Source organism: Dactylosporangium sp. NPDC051087 (genome assembly GCF_055586325.1).
In genome coordinates this window covers 278,545-299,573 of the sequence record NZ_JBVJIJ010000010.1, presented here as the reverse complement: position 1 = coordinate 299,573, position 21,029 = coordinate 278,545, and the positions used below count along the sequence as shown (strand labels likewise).

Annotated in this window: 19 protein-coding genes and 1 pseudogene; 11 read left to right on the top strand and 9 right to left on the bottom strand. The window is 73.8% G+C overall.

From position 1 onward, the window contains the following. Positions 1-465: 465 nt before the first annotated feature. The 3 genes from ACZ6TV_RS21235 to ACZ6TV_RS21225 form a co-directional block, all read right to left on the bottom strand. Positions 466-3,213: an ATP-binding protein gene (locus ACZ6TV_RS21235; RefSeq protein ID WP_465298920.1), complete on the bottom strand. Its 2,748-nt coding sequence runs from the start codon at positions 3,211-3,213 to the stop codon at positions 466-468. A gap of 535 nt (positions 3,214-3,748) precedes the next feature. Further along, positions 3,749-3,880 (bottom strand): hypothetical protein, encoded by a 132-nt coding sequence (locus ACZ6TV_RS21230; protein WP_465298919.1) that lies wholly within the window; start codon positions 3,878-3,880, stop codon positions 3,749-3,751. 141 nt (positions 3,881-4,021) lie between these two features. Next, on the bottom strand, positions 4,022-4,531 hold the full coding sequence (locus ACZ6TV_RS21225) for a hypothetical protein (RefSeq protein WP_465298918.1): 510 nt from the start codon (positions 4,529-4,531) through the stop codon (positions 4,022-4,024). Between the two features lie 106 nt (positions 4,532-4,637). Here ACZ6TV_RS21225 and ACZ6TV_RS21220 point away from each other — a divergent pair, with 106 nt between their 5' ends. Continuing rightward, the gene (locus ACZ6TV_RS21220) at positions 4,638-5,384 is read left to right on the top strand and encodes a DUF72 domain-containing protein (RefSeq protein ID WP_465298917.1); all 747 of its coding nucleotides are present in this window, start codon (positions 4,638-4,640) and stop codon (positions 5,382-5,384) included. 130 nt (positions 5,385-5,514) lie between these two features. Here ACZ6TV_RS21220 and ACZ6TV_RS21215 read toward each other — a convergent pair whose 3' ends face one another. Continuing rightward, positions 5,515-6,498, bottom strand: a complete 984-nt coding sequence (locus tag ACZ6TV_RS21215) for a Kelch repeat-containing protein (protein WP_465298916.1) — start codon at positions 6,496-6,498, stop codon at positions 5,515-5,517. A 273-nt stretch (positions 6,499-6,771) separates the two neighbouring features. Here ACZ6TV_RS21215 and ACZ6TV_RS21210 point away from each other — a divergent pair, with 273 nt between their 5' ends. Together ACZ6TV_RS21210 and ACZ6TV_RS21205 are read left to right on the top strand one after the other, a co-directional pair. Continuing rightward, positions 6,772-7,230 carry a MarR family winged helix-turn-helix transcriptional regulator gene (locus ACZ6TV_RS21210; protein ID WP_465298915.1) on the top strand — a complete coding sequence of 153 codons (459 nt, stop codon included), beginning with the start codon at positions 6,772-6,774 and terminating at the stop codon, positions 7,228-7,230. A 243-nt stretch (positions 7,231-7,473) separates the two neighbouring features. Further along, positions 7,474-8,856, top strand: a complete 1,383-nt coding sequence (locus tag ACZ6TV_RS21205) for a serine/threonine-protein kinase (protein ID WP_465298914.1) — start codon at positions 7,474-7,476, stop codon at positions 8,854-8,856. A gap of 110 nt (positions 8,857-8,966) precedes the next feature. Here ACZ6TV_RS21205 and ACZ6TV_RS21200 read toward each other — a convergent pair whose 3' ends face one another. The 3 genes from ACZ6TV_RS21200 to ACZ6TV_RS21190 all read right to left on the bottom strand — a co-directional run bounded on the left by ACZ6TV_RS21200 (position 8,967) and on the right by ACZ6TV_RS21190 (position 11,769). Beyond that, a complete protein-coding gene (locus tag ACZ6TV_RS21200; protein ID WP_465298979.1) occupies positions 8,967-9,770 on the bottom strand; it encodes a sugar phosphate isomerase/epimerase family protein in 804 nt (267 codons plus the stop codon). A 122-nt stretch (positions 9,771-9,892) separates the two neighbouring features. Next, on the bottom strand, positions 9,893-11,044 hold the full coding sequence (locus tag ACZ6TV_RS21195; RefSeq protein ID WP_465298913.1) for a Gfo/Idh/MocA family protein: 1,152 nt from the start codon (positions 11,042-11,044) through the stop codon (positions 9,893-9,895). Between the two features lie 17 nt (positions 11,045-11,061). Next, positions 11,062-11,769, bottom strand: a complete 708-nt coding sequence (locus ACZ6TV_RS21190) for a cupin domain-containing protein (protein ID WP_465298912.1) — start codon at positions 11,767-11,769, stop codon at positions 11,062-11,064. 87 nt (positions 11,770-11,856) lie between these two features. Here ACZ6TV_RS21190 and ACZ6TV_RS21185 point away from each other — a divergent pair, with 87 nt between their 5' ends. Further along, positions 11,857-12,873, top strand: coding sequence for a LacI family DNA-binding transcriptional regulator (locus tag ACZ6TV_RS21185; RefSeq protein ID WP_465298911.1), 1,017 nt, complete (start codon positions 11,857-11,859; stop codon positions 12,871-12,873). 123 nt (positions 12,874-12,996) lie between these two features. Here the strand turns inward: ACZ6TV_RS21185 and ACZ6TV_RS21180 are convergent, their stop codons facing one another. Continuing rightward, positions 12,997-13,728 carry an isocitrate lyase/PEP mutase family protein gene (locus ACZ6TV_RS21180; RefSeq protein ID WP_465298910.1) on the bottom strand — a complete coding sequence of 244 codons (732 nt, stop codon included), beginning with the start codon at positions 13,726-13,728 and terminating at the stop codon, positions 12,997-12,999. Then, positions 13,725-14,684 (bottom strand): hypothetical protein, encoded by a 960-nt coding sequence (locus ACZ6TV_RS21175; RefSeq protein ID WP_465298909.1) that lies wholly within the window; start codon positions 14,682-14,684, stop codon positions 13,725-13,727. Before ACZ6TV_RS21175 ends, ACZ6TV_RS21180 begins: the two co-directional genes overlap by 4 nt. A gap of 64 nt (positions 14,685-14,748) precedes the next feature. On the opposite strand from ACZ6TV_RS21175, the gene ACZ6TV_RS21170 reads away from it, so the two are divergent. The 7 genes and pseudogenes from ACZ6TV_RS21170 (at position 14,749) to ACZ6TV_RS21140 (ending at position 20,538) form a co-directional block, all read left to right on the top strand. After that, positions 14,749-15,435, top strand: coding sequence for an ArsR/SmtB family transcription factor (locus ACZ6TV_RS21170; RefSeq protein ID WP_465298908.1), 687 nt, complete (start codon positions 14,749-14,751; stop codon positions 15,433-15,435). Positions 15,436-15,482: 47 nt separating this feature from the next. Beyond that, positions 15,483-15,674, top strand: a complete 192-nt coding sequence (locus tag ACZ6TV_RS21165) for a hypothetical protein (RefSeq protein WP_465298907.1) — start codon at positions 15,483-15,485, stop codon at positions 15,672-15,674. 105 nt (positions 15,675-15,779) lie between these two features. Then, positions 15,780-16,547, top strand: a complete 768-nt coding sequence (locus ACZ6TV_RS21160) for a crotonase/enoyl-CoA hydratase family protein (RefSeq protein ID WP_465298906.1) — start codon at positions 15,780-15,782, stop codon at positions 16,545-16,547. Between the two features lie 192 nt (positions 16,548-16,739). Further along, a pseudogene (locus tag ACZ6TV_RS21155) lies at positions 16,740-17,683 on the top strand (serine/threonine dehydratase). A 9-nt stretch (positions 17,684-17,692) separates the two neighbouring features. After that, a complete protein-coding gene (locus ACZ6TV_RS21150) occupies positions 17,693-18,244 on the top strand; it encodes a QsdR family transcriptional regulator (RefSeq protein WP_465298905.1) in 552 nt (183 codons plus the stop codon). Between the two features lie 165 nt (positions 18,245-18,409). Beyond that, positions 18,410-19,096: a response regulator transcription factor gene (locus ACZ6TV_RS21145; protein ID WP_033363396.1), complete on the top strand. Its 687-nt coding sequence runs from the start codon at positions 18,410-18,412 to the stop codon at positions 19,094-19,096. 38 nt (positions 19,097-19,134) lie between these two features. Beyond that, positions 19,135-20,538 carry a HAMP domain-containing sensor histidine kinase gene (locus ACZ6TV_RS21140; protein ID WP_465298904.1) on the top strand — a complete coding sequence of 468 codons (1,404 nt, stop codon included), beginning with the start codon at positions 19,135-19,137 and terminating at the stop codon, positions 20,536-20,538. The last annotated feature ends 491 nt before the right edge of the window (positions 20,539-21,029 follow it).

Here is a 21,029-nt window from a genome sequence, read left to right as displayed (position 1 = left end):
CCACCGCGCCACCGCGCCACCGCGCCACCGCGCCACCGCGCCACCGCGCCACCGCGCCACCGCGCCACCGCGCCACCGCGCCACCGCGCCACCGCGCCACCGCCTCGTACGAGCGGCCGACCGCGGGTCCGGCGCCGCCGCCGCACCACAGCCGATCACGCCGCCGCACGCGAGCGGGCGACCCGCACCCGAGGCAGACAACAGCCGCCACCGATCCCGGGCCCGGCGCCGCGCCGTCTCATCCGCGCGTCGTTCCTCGGCCCGCACCGCCGCCACCGTCGATCGCACGCACCCGCCGCCGCTGCCCGCGAGCTTCCTCGGCGTGGCCTGGATCGCGGTTGGCCCATCCGCGGACCGGCCATCCCGTCTCGCCGGCGGCACGGCAGGCGCACCGCGGCCGGTCCGCACCCGGCCCGGCGGCGGCGCCGTGACACGGGTCGCCGGCCTTCGACGCGGTGGCCGGGGTCAGCTGCCGGCCTTGACCCAGGCGGCGATCTGGGTGCGGGAATCGAGGTTCAGCTTGCTCAGGATGTTGGAGACGTGGACGGCGGCGGTCCGGGGCGAGATGTACAGGCGGCGGGCCAGCTCCGCATTCGTCAGGCCCTCGGCGAGCAGCACCGCCACCTCCCGCTCACGCGGGGTCAGGGCCTGGTCGCCGGCGACCGGGGTGCCGAGGCCGAGCCGCCCGCGCAGCGCCGACAGCTCCGCCACCCGCCACCCCGCCCAGCGGGCCAGCAGCGGCTCGGCGGCGCGGACGTGCTGGCGGGCGCCGTCGAGGTCGCCGAGGGCGAGCAGGCACCGGGCGGCGCCGACGTGGCCGGAGCCCTTCGTGGCGGGCAGGAGCATGGACGGCTCGGCGACGGCGCGCCGGTATCCGGTGAGCGCGGCCGCGTGGTCGCCGGACGCCTCGGCGATCTGCGCGTCGGCGAGCCACCGCCAGGCGTCGTCGAAGAAGGGGTCGTCGATCGCGGCGGCGACGGGGCGCAGCTCGTCGACGCCGAGACCGCCGACGAGGCCGGCGGAGATGAGGTCGTGGGCGAAGTCGCGGCCGGTGACCCCGGTGACGCGGACCGCGTCGAGGACCGCGCGGAGCAGCTCGCGGGCCTGCTCGGTCCGCCCGCGCCGGGCGACGAGGTGGAACTGCAGGCCGGGCACGGAGGTCTGGGTCAGCATCGTGTACGTGTCGGTCGCCTCCACCATGCCGCGGATGACGGTGTCGGCGCGGTCCAGCTCACCGGCCTCGAGGAGCAGCCCGGCGAAGAACACGCCGTGGTAGTCGATGCCGTTGCGGGTGCGCAGCAGGCCCCGGTCGCGGCGCCGGGCCGACTCGAGCTCGGCGAGCGCGCCGCCGAGGTTGCCCTCCTGCACCGCGAGCCGGGCGCGGCCCTGGAAATACGCGGCGACGGCCAGGGACTCGAACCCGGCCCGCTCCGCGAACGTGCGCATCCGCTCCAGCGCCGCGGACCAGTCCGCCGGGCCGCCCGGCAGCAGGTTGTACAGGTTGTTGAGCGACCGGGCGGCGAGCAGCCACTCCCCCGCCTGCTCGGCCTCCTGGGCCGCCTCGTTGAGCAGCTTGATGCCGTCGTCGACGCCGGCGGCGAAGTTGACGAGCGCGGAGCCCTTCTCGACCTTGCCGGCCAGCCACACGCCCGGCAGGCCGAGCCGCTCGCCGAGGCCGATCGCCTTGTCCGCCCATTCGATGGCGCACTCGGTGTTGTCCATCAGCATGTACGCCTGGGCGATCGCCGCATACGCATACGCCTTCGCCGGCCCGTCGCCGAGGTGCTCGATCTCGGCGCGCAGCTCCTCGGCTCGCTCCTGCATGCTGCCGCTGCTGCCGACCTCCCAGCTCAGCCGCACGAGCAGGCGCAGCGCGTCGGCGCGCTCGTCGCCGGTGCCGGCCGCGGCGAGCCAGCGCCGGCCGAGCTCCTGCGCGTCGTCGAGGAGCCCGGCGAGCCAGGCCGCGCGGGCGCCGCACGACAGCAGCTCCACGTCGTCGGGCAGCTCGTCGAGGCCCATCTCGGCCAGCTGCAGCGCCTGATAGGGCGAGCCCATCGCCAGATACTTGGTGAGCCCCCGCCGGGCGGCCTCGACCATGTCCAGGTAGCGGCCGGCGCCGCGGGCGTGGTGCGCGACGAGCGCGTAGTCCTTGCTGCCGGTCGACAGCAGCGTCTCCAGGGCCAGCTCGTGCAGGCGGCGGCGCTGCCGGGCGAGGAGCTCGTCGACGAGCGCCTCGCGGGTCAGCGCGTGCCGGAAGCTGAACTCGTCGTCGCCGGTCTCCACCATCAGCCCGCGCCGCACCAGGTCGCGCAGCGCGTCGATGAGCTCGGGCTCGCTGTGGCTGGTCACGGCCGCGAGCAGGTCGAACGGCACCTTCCGGCCGAGCACCGCGGCCGCCTCGACGATGCGTTTCTCCGTCGGGTCGAGGTCGTCGAGCTGGCGGCGCAGCGCCTCGGCGACGTTCCACGGCAGCGGCCGGTCGCACAGCGTGTCGAGGTCCTCGTCGCCGTTGGCCTTGATCAGCTCTTCGAGGAAGAACGGGTTGCCACCGGTGCGGTTGTGCAGCGACAGCGCCGTGCGGTAGGCCGGCGGCCGCCCGGTGACGGACTTGAGCAGCTGCGACGTCTCGGCCAGGTTGAGCCGCTCCAGCCGCACGTTGGTCACCATGTACCGCCGCTCGAGGCGGGTCAGCAGGTCGGCCAGGGGATGCCGGCGGGTCACCTCGTCCGGACGATAGGTGCCGACGAGCAGCCGCGTGCCCGGCAGGTCCGCGATCCGCTCGAACAGCGCCACGCTCTCCGAGTCGGCCCAGTGCAGGTCCTCGAACACGACCACCGACGGCCCGGGCGTGGTCAGCAGCCGCACGATCTCCAGCCCGGCCTGGATCCTGTCGATCATGGAACGGGACGCGTCGGTGACCGTGACGAGCAGCGCCGGGTCGAGGCCGGCGGAGCGGTGGCAGCTGTCGATCGCGTCGAGCAGCACCTCGAACGGCCGGCTCAGCGTGCCGGGATCGGCCTGCCCGTCCAGCACCGGCACCGTCTCGGGCAGCCCCGAGATCAGCTCCTGCACCAGACGGCTCTTGCCGATGCCCGGCTCTCCGCCGAGCATGGCGATGGACGGCTCGGACCCGTCGAGGAGCCGGCGCAACCTGCGCAGCTCGTCGTCGCGGCCGACCATCACCTGGCTCACTCCGCTACGGCTGGCCCGCACGCCACCAGCCTACCGGCGGGCGGCCGGTGCGATGGCTGTGACGGACGCGACCTGCGCCACCACGGCCGGTCGTCCCCGCCGCCGCGCCGCGGCTTGCGGTGCAGCCCGAGGAGGTCTTCCTGGCGGTGCTGGACCTGCACGAAGAGAAACACTGGGTGCATCATGGCCGGCTCCTTCATCGGTGATGTCTCCATCCTGGCCGTGTAAGGAGCCGATTCCATCTGTACCTGTTACGTATCTTGACCGTCGCGCCGATACCTAGAGGCCGCCTGCGAGGCCTAGTCACGGCGCGGCACCTGCGGCATCGTCGCGCCCGCAGCACCGACCAGCAGCTGCTGCCCGAGGCCCGCACAGCGCTCGCGCACCGCAACCCGCGCCGGCAACCGGCACGGGCACCCACCTTCGGCCCCGAGCCCGCGCGTGTCCGCACGCACTGCAGCCCCGGACGGCTCGGCGGCCGTGGCACCCGGAGGGAGGTGGGTGCCGTGGCCGCGGAGCGTCCGGGGCTGCGGGTGTTGCGGGGTGTTGCGGGCCGTCACGCGGCCGTGTCGGAGCGGCTCGCTCTGCGGCGCAGCTTCACGCGGCTTGACCAGTGCTTGGCCTCGTCGAGCATGTGCAGCTGGCGCTGGCGGACGAGCTCGGTCAGGAGAATCGGGTGGACGTTCACTGCGGGACTCCTCTGCGATCGTTGTGTCACCATCGTCGCGCGGTAAGGTCCGCACGACATCGGTAACACTTACCTAATCGCATCGGGCGCCCATACGTAGTCGGCCTGGCGACCGACGTACGTACACGTAGGCGACAGTCCTCAGACCCGGGCGCGGCCCTGGTGGAGGGCCATGAGGAAGCGGTCGCTGCCCTTCTTGATCTCGACGTACTGGCCGTCGCCGGAGACCAGTGCGCCGGTGACCGGCAGGACGCCGCCACGGGCCGCGACGATGGTGCCGGCGAGCAGGACGACGATGCCGAGCAGGGCGAGCACGGCACTGGAGTCGGAGTTCATCGCGATGGCGCCGAAGAGCAGGAGCAGGCCCACGGCGAGCAGGGGCAGGCCGATCGCGAGGAGCTTCTTGCGCTGCGCGCCGCAGGTGGCACACCACGGCCACGCCGGCGCCTTCACCGTCTTGCGGACCGCGAGCACGATGATGAGGTACAGGATGCCGCCGCCCAGAATGAAGATCGCCGCCCAGGCCGGGGGCTTGGAGATGAGCTTGATCGCCCGCTGCTCGACGGCGGGTTCGCCGTGCCGGGGGCAGACCGGCGGCAGGTGGCCGGCGCCGGCCGCGACCTGGGCGGACGGCAGGGTGATGACTGGCATGGCGGACGCTCCCCGTGACGGATCTGCAGAACAACGACGCCGGACGATCTCACGGAAGGCGGGCGTCCGAGTCGGCCGAAGGGCCATTTCTGGGTAACCGGTCCGCATGATGCTGATCGGCACGTCGGGATGGCAGTACCGCGACTGGCGGGGCCGGCTGTACCCCACCGGCCTGCCGCAGCGCTGCTGGCTGGAGCACTACGCCGGCCGGTTCCGCACGGTGGAGGTCAACAACGCGTTCTACCGGCTGCCGGAGCGCTCGACGTTCGAGGCGTGGCGGGACCGGACACCGGAGGACTTCGTCGTGGCGGTGAAGGCCAGCCGGTACCTGACGCACGTGCGCCGTCTCAAGGACCCGCGGGAGCCGGTCGCGCGGCTCATGGACCGTGCGGAAGGGCTCGGCGCCAAGCTCGGACCCGTACTGCTGCAGCTGCCGCCGACCATGCGGGTGGACGTGGACGCGCTGGACGCGACCCTCGCGGCGTTCCCGGAGGGGGTGCGGGTGGCCGTCGAGCCCCGGCACGAGACCTGGTGGGTGGACGAGGTGCGGCAGGTGCTGCGCGAGCGCGGAGCGGCGCTGTGCTGGGCGGACCGCGGGAGCCGTCCCGTGACTCCGCTGTGGGCGACCGGTGACTGGGGGTATCTGCGGTTGCACGAGGGACGCGCGAAGCCGTGGCCGCGGTACGGGCGGACCGCCCTCGGCACGTGGGTCCGCCGGCTGTCCGACCGCTTCCGGGACGCCTACGTGTACTTCAACAACGACCCGGGCGGCGCCGCCGTCGACGACGCGGTGGCGTTCGCCGGCCTGGCCGTACGCGGGGGGAACGAGGCCGGCCGGACGGGACGGTCGTAGGCTGTCGCGATGGCCAAGTTCCTGTGCGTGATCATCATGCTGATCGCGCTGTTCACCTTCCTGATCTGGCAGCGCAACCGCCTCCTGCGCCGCGGCCACCGCGGCCCCCGCGACGAGGACTGACCGGCGGCTAGCAGGGGTCGAGGTCGAGGGACTCGGTGGTCGCCGCGACGAACAGCCCGGGCTTCGGGCCACCCGGCAGCGTGTACAGGGTGTGGCCGACCGTCACCACCGCGAGCCCGTGCCGGGGGTTGGGCATCGACGGCAGCGCCCGCCACCGGTCGGCGGCCGGATCGTAGAGCTCGACCTGCGGAAACGTCGCCTTGCCCTCGCCGCCGGCGGCGATCACCCAGCCGTGGCAGGTCCCGGTCGCGGCGAGACCGCCCCGCGCGGTGGGCAGGTCCGGGCGTTTCGTCCAGGTGCCCGTGGCGGGGTCGAACGACTCGACGGCCGCCAGGAGCTCCCCGCCGACGCGGCCGCCCACCGTGTAGAACAGCCCGCCCGCGGCGGCGCCGCCGAGGTGCTCCCGGCGCGTCGGCGGTCCGGGCGCGGCGCGCCACCTGTCCGTCAGGGTGTCGTACACGAGCAACGACCCGGCGAGGGCGTCCTTTCCGGGGCCGATCCCGCCCGCGAGGAAGATCGAGGTGCCGATTGTCGCGCTGGCACCGGCACCGCGCGCCTCCGGCATGTCCGCCACCGACTCCCAGCGCTGCCCGCCCTCGGCCAGCCGGAACGCCGCGGCGCTCGGGGTGCCGTCGCCGAGGAAGCCACCGAACACGTAGACCACGCCGCCGGACGCGGCGGCCGACGCGTGGTTGACGGCGAGCGGCAGCGGCGGACCGGCGCTCCACGCCCGGGTGACGGTGTCGTAGATCTCGACGGTGCGGACGCTGCCACCGTCGCGCTGATACCCGCCCGCGACGACGATCCGGGTGCCGGTGACGGCGGCGGCGACCTCGGTGCGCTCCGAGGGCGCGTCCGGCAGCCTCGACCACGGCCCGCCCGTCTGGTTTGTGCCGGTTGCTGCCGGAGTGGTGGGATGGGCGGGCCCGGACCGCCCGGTGCAGGCGGTCAGTCCGAGCAGCATCGTGGCGGCCAGCAGCGCGACCCGCATGGTTCCAGTGTCGTCGATGGAGTGCCGGACGGCGCAGCCGGGTGGCTATAGAAGTTTCAATTCATCCGATAGCCGAAAAATTGCTTGCACAAAGCGGGCAAATACCACGAAGATGGTCTACGTATCGCGTTCGTGGAATTGCTGAGGGTGATGAGGGGACAACGCTACCGCTATGTTCCCGATATTCTGTGTGCTCTATGGGGACCGGAGGGGGGCCGCCCACATGGGCATGCGAGGTGTCGTGTCAAACCATGAGCGTCTGCGACACGACGGATGACCGCTGCGCAGGACATCGCCGCGGACTCGACGGCGACGGAGACCGTGCTGCACCTGCACCGGGCGGCCAACGCCGTCCGGCAGCACGTCGAGCAGGTGGTGCTGCGTCCGCGCCAGCTGACGTGGACCGGTTTCGTGGTGCTGCGCACGGTGTGGGCGGCCCGCAGGATGGAGACGAGACACGTCGCCGAGCAGGCGGGCATCTCCAAGGCCACGCTCACCGGCGTCGTCGACACGCTGAGCGGCCGGGGGCTGGTGCGCCGCAACACCCATCCCGACGACGGCCGGCTCGTGGTGCTGCAACTGACCCGCAAGGGACAGCGGCTCATCCGTGAGCTGCTGCCGGAATCGCAGACCGAGGAGGTCTTCGCCCTTTCCTATCTCGAACCGGCACAGCTCGCCGTCGTCACGACTGCGCTGCGTGGAATGATCGCTCACCTGGAGCGACCACGCTGAGGTAGCGTCATCTCATCGGGTGCCGGTCGTTGGACAGTCAGGTCAGCAGCCAGCTCAGCAGGTGTGACCTCCGGCGCGGACGTCCGCCCGCATCTCGACTACTGTCGGGGCACCATGCGCGGATGCCGCCCGGCGCAAATCTGCCCGAACGGGCACGAGGGTTGCATCCAGGGTGGTCTTTTCATCTCGCGGTGGACAGACCACACTGCAGAAGACCTGTGCCGAGATGCTGGAAGGACCCCGATGACCGAGGCTGGCAAGCACGACGGCGCCGGCGAGTCCGGCACGCCGGACCTGCCGCTGCGCTCGGCCGCGCCATCGCGTCGCTCCGCCATCGGCGACCTCAACAACAACGACCCGATCCGCATCGACGACTACCGGCTGATCGGTCAGCTCGGCGTCGGCGGCATGGGCACCGTCTACCTGGCGCAGTCCCCCGACGGCTCCCGCGTCGCGGTGAAGCTCGTGCACGCGCACCTCGCGCGCGACCCCCGCTTCCGGGTGCGGTTCGCCGGAGAGGTCCGGGCCGCGCAGCGGGTCCCCGGGTTCTGCACGGCGCGGGTCCTCGACTCCGGCATGCACGAGGACCGGCCGTATCTGGTCACCGAGTATCTCGAGGGCATCCCGTTGTCCCGGCTCGTCGCCGACGACGGCCCGCTCGACCCGGCGATGCTGCACAGCGTCGCGCTCGGCGTCGCGGCCGCGCTCGCCGCGATCCACAACGTCGGCCTGGTCCACCGCGACCTCAAACCGAGCAACCTCATGGTCACCCTCGGTGGTGTCCGGATCATCGACTTCGGCATCGCCCGCGCGATGGACGCCGCGAGCGACATCACCGGCACCGGCAACATCGTCGGCAGCCTCGGCTGGGCCTCGCCCGAGCAGCTGCGCGCCGAGGAGCCGACGGCCGCGATGGACATCTTCGGCTGGGGCTGCCTGGTCGCGTTCGCCGCGACGGGACGCCATCCGTATGGGGGCGAGGAGGCCGCGGCCCGCGCCTGGAAGATCCTCGAGGGCGAGCCGGACCTCAGCGGCATCCCGGACCCCGTCCGGGAGCTCGTCGCCGCCGCGCTCAGCCGGGACCCGCTCGACCGGCCCGACGCGAAGCAGCTGCTGCTCGGCCTCGCCGTCGACGACCTCGACTCGGCCCCGCTGCCGACGCAGCGCCGCTGGCTGCGCGGCTCGACCCAGATGTCCCGCCGGCGGGTGACGTCGATGGCGATCGCGGTGCCGATGGCCCTCGCGCTGGTCTTCGCCGCGGCCGAGACCACGTCGGACATGATGGGCGGCCGGTCCGACCCGGGCACCCACCGCGGCAGCACCAACGGCGACGAGGTCGGCAACAACCTGACCCCGGCGCCCGACCCGCACGCGACCGGGCAGCAGCGGCCCAACCCCGGCTCGACGGGCACCGGCGGCAACCCGACCAACGGCCCGCAGGTGATCCCGACCGTGTCCGGGGTCGCGTCGGCCACGTCGACCGCCGTCCCCACGACGACCGTGCCGCCGACCACCGACCCGCCGACCACACCGCCGACCACACCGCCCACGACGCCGCCGACGACGACGGCGCCGCCCACGACGGATCCGCCCACCGGGCCTGTCGACGGCGTCCCGGCCGCCTGACGCACCGATGGCGGCACCCCTTCCCGGGATGCCGCCATTTCGCGGTTCAGCGTTTCCGTGGTTCAGCGTTTCCGTGGTTCAGTGCTTCGCCGGCTCAGCGTTCCTCCGGCTCAGAGGACGTGCTTGAGGTAGCCCTCGATCGACTCGGCGAGGACGTCGGCGCCGGGGCGGGACCACACGGCGTCGTGGAAGACCTCGACCTCGATCGGGCCGGTGTACCCCGTGGCGTCGACGGCCTCGCGGAAGCGCCGCAGCTCGACGCAGCCGGTGCCGGGCAGGCCGCGCCCCAGCAGTACACCCTCCGGCAGCGGGGTGATCCAGTCGGCCACCTGGAAGCAGGCGATCCTCCCCTCGGCCCCGGCCCGTGCAAGCTGCTTCCAGATCTGGTCGTCCCACCACAGGTGGTACGTGTCGACGGCCACCCCGACCGCCGACGCCGGGTACGGGGCCGCGAGGTCCAGCGCGTTCGACAGGGTCGAGACCACGCACCGGTCCGAGGCGAACATGGGATGCAGGGGTTCGATCGCCAGTCGTACACCGGCGGCCTCCGCGAACGGGACGAGGTCGCCGATCGCGTCGCCCACGGTCCTGCGCGCCGCGTCGAGGTCGCGGCTGCCCTCGGGGAGGCCGCCGCTGACCAGGACGAGCACGGGGGCGCCGAGCGTCGCCGCCTCGTCGATGGCGCGGCGGTTGTCGTCGAACCAGTCCGGCGCGGTGAAGAACCCGCCGCGGCACAGGGTCGTGACGGTCATGCCGGCGGCGCGGACGAGGGCGGCGGTCCGTTCGAGGCCGAACGTGTCCACCTGGTCGCGCCACAGGCCGATCTGCGTGACGCCCCGCTCGACGCAGCCGGCGATCGTCTCGTCGACGGGCCAGCGTTTCGTGGTGGCCTGGTTGAGCGAGAACCTCCTCAGCGCCTCGCCGGCCTCGGCCCCGTCCTTCTCGGGGAGGAGGACGGCCGCAGGCCGGACGCCGTCGTTCCCGGGAAGGATGCCCGCCTCAGGTGGGGCGCCGTCCTTCTCGGGGAGGACGCCGGTCACAGGTCGAGGGCCGGGATGTCGAGGCGGCGGCCCTCGCGGGCGGAGCGCAGGCCGAGCTCGGCGAGCTGGACACCGCGGGCACCGGCGGCGAAGTCCCACGGGAAGTCCGTGCCGTCCACGACGTGCCGCAGGAACAGCTCCCACTGCGCCTTGAACCCGTTGTCGAACGGCTCGTTGTCGGGCACCGCCTGCCACTGCGCGCGGAACGGCTCCGTGACCGGCAGGTCGGGGTTCCACACCGGCTTCGGGGTGGTGCCGCGGTGCTGGACGTGGCACTCGCGCAGGCCCGCGACGGCGCTGCCGTGGGTGCCGTCGACCTGGAACTCGACGAGCTCGTCGCGGCGGACCCGCACCGTCCACGACGAGTTGATCTGCGCGACGATGCCGCCTTCGAGCTCGAACGTGCCGTAGGCCGCGTCGTCGGCGGTCGCGTCATACTCCTGGCCGGCCTCGTCGACCCGGGTCGGGATGTGGGTTGCGATGGTCGCCTGCACCGTGCGGATCGGCGCGAAGATCTGCTCCAGCACGTACTGCCAGTGCGGGAACATGTCCACGACGATGCCACCGCCGTCGGCGGCGCGGTAGTTCCACGACGGGCGCTGCGCGGCCTGCCAGTCACCCTCGAACACCCAGTAGCCGAACTCGCCGCGCACCGACAGGATCTTGCCGAAGAAGCCGCCGTCGACGAGGCGCTTGAGCTTGCGCAGCCCGGGCAGGAACAGCTTGTCCTGCACGACGCCGTGCTTGACGCCGGCGGCCCGCGCGGCGCGGCACAGCGCGACGGCGGCGTCGGTGTCCTCCGCCAGGGGCTTCTCGGTGTAGATGTGCAGCCCCGCGTCGATGGCGGCGCGGATCGCCTTCTCCCGCTGCTGGGTCACCTGCGCGTCGAAGTAGATCTGGACGTCGGGACGGGCGAGCGCGGCGCCGAGGTCGGTCGTCCACTCGGTCAGGCCGTGCGCGGCGGCCAGCTGCTCCAGCTTGTCCGCGTTACGGCCGACGAGGACGGGCTCCGGCCAGATCAGCGAGCCGTCGCGGGAGGGCAGGCCGCCCTGCTCGCGGATGGCGAGCAGCGAGCGGACCAGATGCTGGCGGTACCCCATACGGCCGGTGACGCCGTTGAGCACGATACCGATCGGGATGCGGGACACGGGACTCCTCAGACTCCTCAGGCGGCGGTGACGTGGTACGTGTCGAGCAGGCCGCACATGCCGTGCCGGCCGTGTTCGCTCGGCGCGGGCAGCGCGCTGATGCCGCCCCGGCCGAGGTGGCTCGCGTCGCCGGCGGCGAGCGCGTCGAGCTGCCTTCCCGTCTCCAGCGCGGCGTGCAGCGCGCCGCGCTCCCACCGCTCGCGCCAGGCGGGCAGTTTCGGGGCGATCAGCCGCGCGGCGGCCTCGTGGAACGCCTCGAGCTCGCCCGGCCCTCCGTCGCGCAGCCGCAGGAAGCCGGTGACGGCGAGGTCGCGGCGGCGGAACGCGGCGCCCAGGTCCGTGCCGGGGACACCGCCCTCGGGCAGGGTCGCGGCGTCCGCGTACGCGGCGGGGTCCTGCAGGACGTCCGGCGGGAAGGTCAGCACCGCGTCGCCCGCCTCGGGCAGGCCGCTGTTCTGCATCACCACGACGATCTGCAGGCCGCCCTGGTTGACGAGGCGGTGGATGGTGCCGGGCGGGAACCATGCGACGGTGCCGGGGCGCAGCGGCGTCTCCTGGTAGCCCTGCCCCGACAGTGTCTGCACGAGGCCTTCGCCGGCGGTCACCACGTACCCCTCCGAACAGGTGAGGTGCATGTGCGGCGTGCCGCCGAGGAGCCCGTCGGGGGCGAGCGAGTCGTAGACGGACAGCCGGGAGATTCCGACCGCACCGGGCAGCTGCTCCATCTTTCGATCCTCCAGGAAAACGCTTTCCTCTGGTGATGTCGACGCTAACCCGTATGCTGCGAGCGAGTCAATGGAAGGAGGCGGACGATGGCGACGCTCGCCGACGTGGCCCGCCGTGCCGGGGTGTCCCCCGCGACCGCCTCGCGGATCATCAGCGGCAGCACCAAACTCGTGACCGACGAGCTGCGCGAGCGGGTGCTGCGCGCCGTCGACGAGCTGCAGTACGTGCCGAACGCGCACGCCCAGTTCCTCGCCAGGGCCCAGCGCACCGCCGTCGGCGTCATCGTGCACGACGTCTCCGACCCGTACTTCGCCGAGATCACCCGCGGCCTGCAACAGGTCGCCACGGCGAACGGCCGGCTCGTCATCATCTGCAACAGCTACCGCGACCCGTCCCGCGAGCTGGAATACGTGGAGCTGCTGCGGGCCCAGCAGGTCGCGGCGATCATCCTGGCCGGCTCCGGCTACCACGACCCCGCGTTCACGAAGGCGCTGACGGGCAAGCTCGGCGCGTACACCCGCACCGGCGGCCGGGTCAGCGTCATCGGCCGGCACGAGCTGCCCGGCGACGCGGTCATGCCCGCCAACGCCGACGGCGGCCACCTGGCCGGCGTCGAGGTCTTCGGCGGCGGCCACCGCAAGGTCGGGGTCGTCGCCGGGCCGAAGGTGCTGACGACGACCACCGACCGGCTCGCCGGGCTGCGCCGGGCCGCCAAGCAGTACGGCCGCACCCTGCCGCCGCGCCGGATCGTCTTCGCCGACTTCGACCGCGACAGCGGCGCCGCCGCCACCCGGCGGCTCCTGGACGACTCCCCCGACCTGACCGCGATCGTCGCCCTGAACGACTCGATGGCCGTCGGCACGCTCAGCGTCCTGCGGGAGCGGGGCATCGCGGTGCCGTCGCAGATGAGCGTGGTCGGGTTCGACGACATGCCGATCGCGCGGGACGTGACGCCGTCGCTGACGACGGTGCGGCTGCCGCTGATGGAGATGGGCGCGCGGGCGATGACGCTCGCGCTGGAGGACCGGGCCCGGACCCCGCGCGTCGAGCCGGCGGCGGCCACCCTCGTCCGCCGCGAGTCCTCGGCCCCGCTGACCGCCTGACGTCCCGCGGCCCGGGTCGCTCGGGCCGGCGTCGCCCGGGCGCCGCTCAGCCACGGGATTGCTCGGCCCGGCGCCGCTCAGCCCCGGGATTGCTCGGCCCGGCGCCGCTCAGCCCGGCGGCGATCAGGCCGGGGTGGCGAGCTCCGCGTAGGCCGGAAGGCCGGCGGTGCGGACCTCGGTGCCGTCGCGGACGGCGCGGGCCGCTTCCACGGTCGCGGCGAGGGCGACGCGGAACAGCAGCGACCCGGTGCTCACCCGCCGCACGCCCAGCGCCGTCAACTCGGCGAGGCTGGGTCCGCAAGGGTCGTGCAGGACATTGACGGGCACGTCCACCGCACGGACGACCTCGGCGATGTCCGCGGGTTCGCGCAGTCCCGGGACGAAGACGCCGTCGGCACCGGCGTCCGCGTACGCCCGCACCCGCCGCACCGCCTCGGCCAGGTCACCGGCCCGCTGCCAGTGGGTATCGGTGCGGGCGTTGACGAACAGGTCGGGCACCTCCCGTTTCAACGCCCTGATCAGCCGTACCTGCGGCTCCACCGGCCCCATCGCGTCCTCGACGTTGATCCCCACGGCCCCCGCGGCGGCGACCGCGACCGCCATGCCGACCGACCCGCGCTCGATGTCGACGCTCACGTGGCAGGGCAGCCCGGTGATCCCGCGGGTGAGCCGCAGCACCTCGGCGTCGGTGGCGCCCGCCCCGTCGGGCAGCCCGCTGGCCGCGGCGACACCGAGGCTGGTGGTCCCCACCGCCGCGAACCCCGCCCCGACCAGCATCCGGGCCGACGCGACGTCCCAGGCGTTCGGAAGGACGAGCGGCGCGCCCGCCCGGTGCAGCGAACGGAAGCCGGTCACCGCGCACCCCCGTCACCGTCAATGGCGGCACCGCCCACGGATCGGCCCACAGCGGCGGACCCGTGACCGATTCCCGCGCCGTCCTCAGGCGGCCGGGCCGCGGCGGCGCCGTCCACCGACCGGCCGCCCACAGCAGCACCGGCCACAGACCGATCGGACACGGCGGCGTTCACCGACCGGCCGGCCACGACGGCGGCGAGCGGCGGGGCGTCATCGGGCGACGGCGGCGCGGCGAGGGCGCCCTCGGCGAGCGCGAGTGCGTGGGCGCGGCCGGGACAGCTGCGGGGTCCCGCACCGAACGGGATGCCGCGAAGACCGACCCGCACGATCTCCCCCGCTTCCACACGGGTGGTGGTGAGGTCCGCCGGCCGGGTCGCCATCCGCTTCGTGGCCGGGACCGGCGGGGTGTCGCGGAGCGCGGCGGTCAGGCCGGCGGTGCGGGCGCCGGCGATCAGCGCGGCGGTCGCGTCGCACGCCTGGACCAGCAGGCCGATCCGCGCGGCGGTGGTCTCGTCGGCCGTGCCGCCGCACAGGTCGAGCAGGGTCCGCACCGCTTCGTCCGCGGCGGTCTCGTCGCCGGTACCGGGGTGGTAGGCGGCGGCCACCGTGCGGACCGCGGCCAGGGTCGTCCCTGAGGATGAGTCCAGGCCCAGGGCGGTGGCGAGGAGTTGCACCGGGTGGGCGTGCGGGGCTGACACGGCCGCCTCGCGCAGCGCCGCGGGGTCCACCGTGGACAGCAGCGACTCGCTGATGGCCCGGCGGCGGGTGTACGCGTCGCCGTGGCTGAACCTGCCCACGCACGACCGCAGCCAGGCGACGCCGTGCGGGGCGGCCGGTACCGGCGGCTGATCGGGACAAGGGTCGCCGACACCCGGGACGGCGGGCACCGGTGGGACCACGAAACCCGGGTCGTGGAGCACGGCGAGGGCGTCCGCGGGGTCGTCGATCGTCTGCATGGGGCGACCGTACGGCCGGGACCGTTCGGTGCGCGCCGAACCGGCGGGCGCGGACAATGGGACCGTGACCGCACCGTCCTCGCTCGCGAAGCTCGCCGCGCTGCTCGCCGACGAGACCCGGGCGGCGATGTGCCTGGCGCTGCTCGACGGCCGGGCGTGGACCGCCGGCGAGCTGGCCCGGCACGCCGGTGTCGCACGGTCCACGGCGACGGAGCACCTGCACCGGCTGACGGCCGGTGGGCTCCTGGCGGAGGAGCGGCAGGGGCGGCACCGGTACGTCCGGCTCGCCGACGCCTCCGTCGCCGCGCTGCTGGAGGACATGTCCACGCGGCTGGCGCCGGAGCCGGCGAAACCGTCGGGGCTGCGGGCGGCGACGGCGTACGCGGCGCTGGCGCGGGGACGGACCTGCTACGACCATCTCGCCGGCCGGCTCGGGGTCGCGGTGACGGACGCGTTGACGGCCCGGGGACTGCTGGACCAGGCGGGCGGGTTCGCGCTGACCGGGGCGGGCCTCGCGTGGATGGCCGCGCAGGGGCTGCGGCTGGACGGTGGGAAACGCCCGGTGGCCCGCGGCTGCCTCGACTGGACCGAGCGGCGCCCGCACCTCGCGGGGGTCGCCGGCGCGCGGCTGTGCGAGCGGTTCCTGGACCGCGGCTGGGTCGCCCGGATCGGCTCCGGGCGGGCGGTGCGGGTCACGCCGGACGGCCGGGCCGCGCTGGCCGACCTCCTCGGCATCGACGGCGTCGATTAGGTTTCGCGGCCGTTGGGTACTCCCCGATCACTACGAAGGAGGCCCTTGTGTTCGCTGTTGTCGCCGCGATCCTGTTCGCTGTCGCGCTGTTGATGGACCTGTTCGGTGCCGACGCCGGCCCGGTGCTCGACGTGGGGACCCTGAGCCTGGCCGGGTTCCTGTGCGTGGCGCTGCACCTCGCCGGTGCGGGCACCTGGCACACCCGGTATGGCAGCTACCGCCGGGGCCGTCGCCGCTGAGCGGCACCGCGCCTCCGCAGTCCTGCACGGCATGTGCACGGCCGCGTCCGACCCGAGTCCAGGGTCCGGGCGCGGCCGTCGTGCTTGAGGATGACACTGGCCGCTATGAGTGTGCGCATCGAACGGTCCGGGCCGGTGTGGACGGTCGTGCTGGACCGGCCCGGGACCCGCAACGCCGTCGACCGGGACACCGCGGAACGGCTCGCGGCGGCGTTCCGGGAGTTCGACGCCGATGACAGCGCCGCCGTCGCCGTGCTGTGGGGCGCGGGCGGCACGTTCTGCTCCGGCGCGGACCTGAAGGCGGTCGCGGCCGGCGACGGGAACCGCGTCGAGGCGGACGGCGACGGCCCCCTCGGCCCGACCCGCATGCGCCTGGGCAAGCCGGTGATCGCCGCGGTCGCCGGGCACGCCGTCGCGGGCGGCCTGGAGCTGGCGATCTGGTGCGACCTGCGGGTCGTCGAGGAGACCGCGACGTTCGGCGTGTACTGCCGGCGTTGGGGCGTACCCCTGATCGACGGCGGAACGGTCCGGCTGCCGCAGCTCATCGGCGTCGGCCGCGCCCTCGACCTCATCCTGACCGGCCGTCCCGTCGACGCGGCGGAGGCGCACCGCATCGGCCTCGCCGACCGGGTCGTCCCGCCCGGCGAGGCCAGGCGCGCGGCGGAGGACCTCGCCGCCACCCTGGCCGCGCTGCCGCAGGAGTGCCTGCGCAACGACCGCCGCTCGGTGTACGAGTCCCTCGGCCGCCCGCTCGACGAGGCCCTGACGATCGAGCACCGGCTCGGGGTGGCGTCCCTTCGCGCGGGCGCGGCCGGCGGCGCCGCCAGGTTCGCCGGCGGCGAGGGTCGCGGCGGCCGCCCCGCCGCCCGGTGAACCGGCGACCCACCGGGCGGGATGCCGTACCGCGGACGGTGACCGTGACCGTGGCGGGCGGTCGGCGGAACGGTGCCCCGGGCGGCGGCGGGCGTGACGTCGCACCATGCGAACCGGGCGGCGGATGCCGCGGCGCACCCACCCGAACCGGGCGGCGGCCCGGCGTGGGAGGCGGGACGTAGGGTGAAACGCATGGTCGACAGGGACGCGGTCGAGGCCGCCGCCCGGCGGATCGGCGGGCACGTGCGGCGCACCCCGTCCGTCGAGGTGGCGCCGGGGCTCTGGTTCAAGCTGGAGCTGCTGCAGCACAGCGGCTCGTTCAAGACCCGCGGCGCGTTCAACCGGCTCCTCGCCGCCCAGGAACAGGGCGAGCTGCCGGCCGCGGGGGTCGTGGCCGCGTCCGGCGGCAACGCGGGGCTCGCCGTGGCGTTCGCGGCGGCGCGGCTCGGCATCCCCGCCGAGGTGTTCGTGCCGCTGGTCGCGCCGGCGGTGAAGGTCCAGAAGCTGCGGCAGCTCGGCGCCGTCGTGCACCAGCACGGCCGGGAGTACGCGGAGGCCTACGCGGCCTCGACGATCCGGGTGGCGGAGACCGGGGCCTTGTTCGTGCACCCGTACGACCAGCCGGAGATCGTCGCGGGACAGGGCACCTCGCCCTCGAGCTGCCCGACGTGGACACCGTCCTCGTCGCCACCGGCGGTGGCGGGCTCGTCGGCGGGGTCGCAGCCGCGGTCGGCGACCGGATGCGGGTCGTCGCCGTCGAGCCGGCCGGTGCACCGACGTTGCACGCGGCGCTCGCCGCGGGTCATCCCGTGGACGTAGCCGTGGACAGCGTCGCCGCGGACTCGCTCGGCGCGCGGCGGGCCGGCACGATCGGCTTCGCCGTGGCGGTACGCCACCAGGTGCGGAGCCTGCTCGTGGGCGACGACGCAATCGTCCGGGCCCGCAGGCGGCTGTGGGCCGAGCACCGGATCGTGGTGGAGCTCGGCGCCGCCGCCGCGTTCGCCGGGCTGGAGCAGCTGGAGCTCGACGGGTGGCGCACCGGGAAGGAGCGCGTGGCGGTCGTGCTGTGCGGGGCGAACACCGACCCGGCCGACCTGACCGCTGAGACAGTTCAGGATCTGTCTCAAGGCGTGTAGCCTGCCAGCATGCCGCCCGACGAGATCTTCGACGCGGCCATGCGGCGGTTCCTGGAGGGGCGCCGGGTCGACATGCGCTCGCTCGCGGTCGAGCTGGGCATGGGCCGCGCCACCCTGTACCGCCGCGTCGGCAGCCGCGACCAGCTGCTCGGCGAGGTGCTGTGGCAGCTGACCCGGCGCAGCCTGCAGCGCGCGGTGAAGGACGCCGAGGGCCGCCGCGGCGCCGACCGGATCGTCGCCGTGATCGGCAACTTCCTTGCGGGCGTCATCGAGCAGCCGAGCCTGCGGCACTTCCTCGCCGCGGAGCCGGAGGCGGCGCTGCGCATCCTCACGTCGAAGCACGGCGTCGTCCAGCCCGGGGTCCGCGCGCACCTGGAAGGCCTCCTGCAGGAGGAGATCGCGGCCGGCGCCTTCATCCCCAGGATGGACGCGCGGACCCTGGCGTTCGTCCTGGTCCGCATCGGCGAGAGCTTCCTGTACGCGGACGCGATCGCCGACGGCGAACCGGATGTCGAGCAGGCGTTGCAGGTGATCGGGCGGCTGCTGGACGACCAGCCGTGACCCGCGGGCGGCGGGGCGGCTGTACGGCACACGGCTACCGGCCGGTACCCGTACGAACGGAAGTCCCGGCGAACGGAGGATGGCCGCCGCTGATAAACGCGGACATGTCGGAAACGTCCATCGACCGCGAGAACCGCCACTTGCGCCAGGACGTATGTTCTTCGCATGGCCACGGTGCTGCTGGTTGAGGACGACCATGTCGTGCGGGGCGCCCTGCTGCGCTCCCTGACCGACCGGGGCCACACGGTGCACGCGGTCGGCACCGCACTGGAGGCCTTACGGCGGTTCGCCGCGGAGACGCCGGACCTGGTCGTGCTCGACCTCGGCCTGCCCGACCTCGACGGCGCCGACGCCCTGCGGATGCTGCGCGGCATCGCCGACACGCCGATCATCATCGCCACCGCGCGGGACGACGAGGCCGAGATCGTCCGGCTGCTCAAGGCAGGTGCCGACGACTACATGATCAAGCCGTTCACCTCCGCCCACCTCGACGCCCGGATGACCTCCGTGCTGCGCCGCACCGGACGGGCGAGCCGGGAGGAACCGACCGCCATCGAGGTGGGAGGCTTGCGTGTCGACATCGGACAACGCCAGGCGCACCTGCACGGCGAGCCGCTGACGCTGACCCGCAAAGAGTTCGACCTGCTGGCGTACCTCGCCGCCCGTCCCGGACGGGTGGTTTCACGCCGCGAGCTGTTGGAGGAGGTATGGCGGCAACCCTCAGTGGGCGAGGACCAGACGATCGACGTGCATCTGTACTGGCTACGCCGGAAACTTGGCGAGAGCGCGTCGGCGCCCAGATACCTGCACACCGTGCGGGGCGTGGGCTTCAGGTTCGCGGCCCCGGACTGAGGCGGACCCTCGCCTACGTCTGCGCCGCGGTCACCACGATGGTGGCCCTGGCCTTCCTGATCCCCCTGGGGCTGGTCGTGCAGCAGCTCGCCCGCGAGCGTGCCTTCGCCGACGCCGAACGCCAGACCGCCGTGGTCGTGGCGGTCCTCACCGTGACCACCGACCCTCTGGCGATCGAGCGGGCCATCGCCAGCACCGGCGGCCCGGCGGTCAGCCGGGTGTCGGTGCACAACCTCGGCGAGGAGGGCCTGGAGATCGGCACCGGGCACGCCGCCCCGAAGGACCTCGCCCACGCCGCCGACCAGGCCGCGCCGGTCACGGCGACCGTCGCCGGCGGACTGTCCTACCTGGAGCCGGTGGACGTCGGCTCGGGCCGCACGGCGGTTGTGGAGGTCTTCATCCCCGAGGATGAGCTGTCCAACGGGGTCAGCGGCGCCTGGTGGGCGCTCAGCGCCGTCGCCCTGGGGCTCGTCATCGCCTCGGTCTGGGTCGGCGACCGCCTCGCGGCGAAGGTCACCGCGTCCGCCCGTCAGCTCGCGGGCGCCGCGGGGGCGCTCAGCGAGGGGTACCTCGACGTGCGGCTGGACCCGTCGGGACCGCGGGAGCTGGCGGAGGCGAGCTTCGCGCTCAACGTGATGGCCGACCGCATCATGGCCCTGCTCACCAACGAACGGGAGCTGGTCGCGGACCTCTCGCACCGGCTCCGGACGCCGCTGACCGCGCTCCGGCTGGACGCCGAGACGCTGGACGACGGCCAGGACGCCGAGCGGATCCGCGACGCGATCGCCGCGCTCGAGGTCGAGATCGACAAGCTGATCCGCGCGATGCGCGAGCCGATCGACGCGCACTCCCCCACCCCGGACCGCGGCGAGCGCAGCGACGGCGCCGCCGCGACGACCAGCGAGCAGGGCTGCGACGTCGCCGAGGTCGTCAGGGACCGGATGATGTTCTGGTCGGCGGTCGCCGGCGACCAGGAGCGCGACTGCAAGGCGGTCGGCACCGACCGGCCCGCACCGGTGCACGTCGCGAAGAGCGAGCTGGCCGCCGCGCTGGACGCCCTGATCGGCAACGTCATCCGGTACACGCCGCAGGGCGTGCCCTTCGAGGTGGCGGTCACCCGCCGGGACGACGGCTACGTCGTGCTGCGGGTGGAGGACGGCGGGCCCGGCATCCCCGACCCGGAGCTCGCGCTGCAGCGCGGCGAGAGCGGGCAGGGCTCGACGGGGCTGGGCCTGGACATCGTGCGGCGGGTCGCGGTGGAGGGCAACGGCACCGTCAACATCGGCACGTCCGGGACCCTCGGCGGGGCCAGCGTCGTCATCGTCATGGCCGACGCCGACCCCGCGCCGAAGGAGCAGCCGCCGCAGAGCCGGTTCGGCCTGGTCGGCAGGCTCTCCCGGGAGCCGAACGAACGCCGCCGCCGCGGCAAACCCGCCCCCTGACCGGACACCCACGCCGCGGCCGGCCGCCCGGACCCGAACGACCCACGGCGGTCCGATCGTTTCGAGCCTGAACGACCCACGGCGGTCCGGTACAAATCCCTCGTGGCCATGCGTACGCAGCGTGATCGGACAGCGGCTCTGAGCGGCCGGTACATGCGCCGGGCGGGCGTGAACCGCATGCCGCCGGAGCTGCGCGGATCTGGCAGGACGGCTGCCATTCGGTGCCGAACCAGCGCCGACGGCCATGTGTCGAATCGGCAGCGTAGGGCCGCCACAAGTCTCGGTTATGAGTGTCTTAACTGGGTCGTTTGAGCTGGAACGAGACGTCGACGGCTCGCTATGGTCCTCCCGTTCCCACGTGGACGGACCGGCTCTCACCCGCCTTGCCACCCTCGAAGGCCGGCCGTCCCGGGGGGGGGGGGGGGGGGGGGGGTTTTTCTTTTTCCTCTCCCCCCCTCTTACACCCCCCCCCCCCCGTGAAAAGAAAAGAA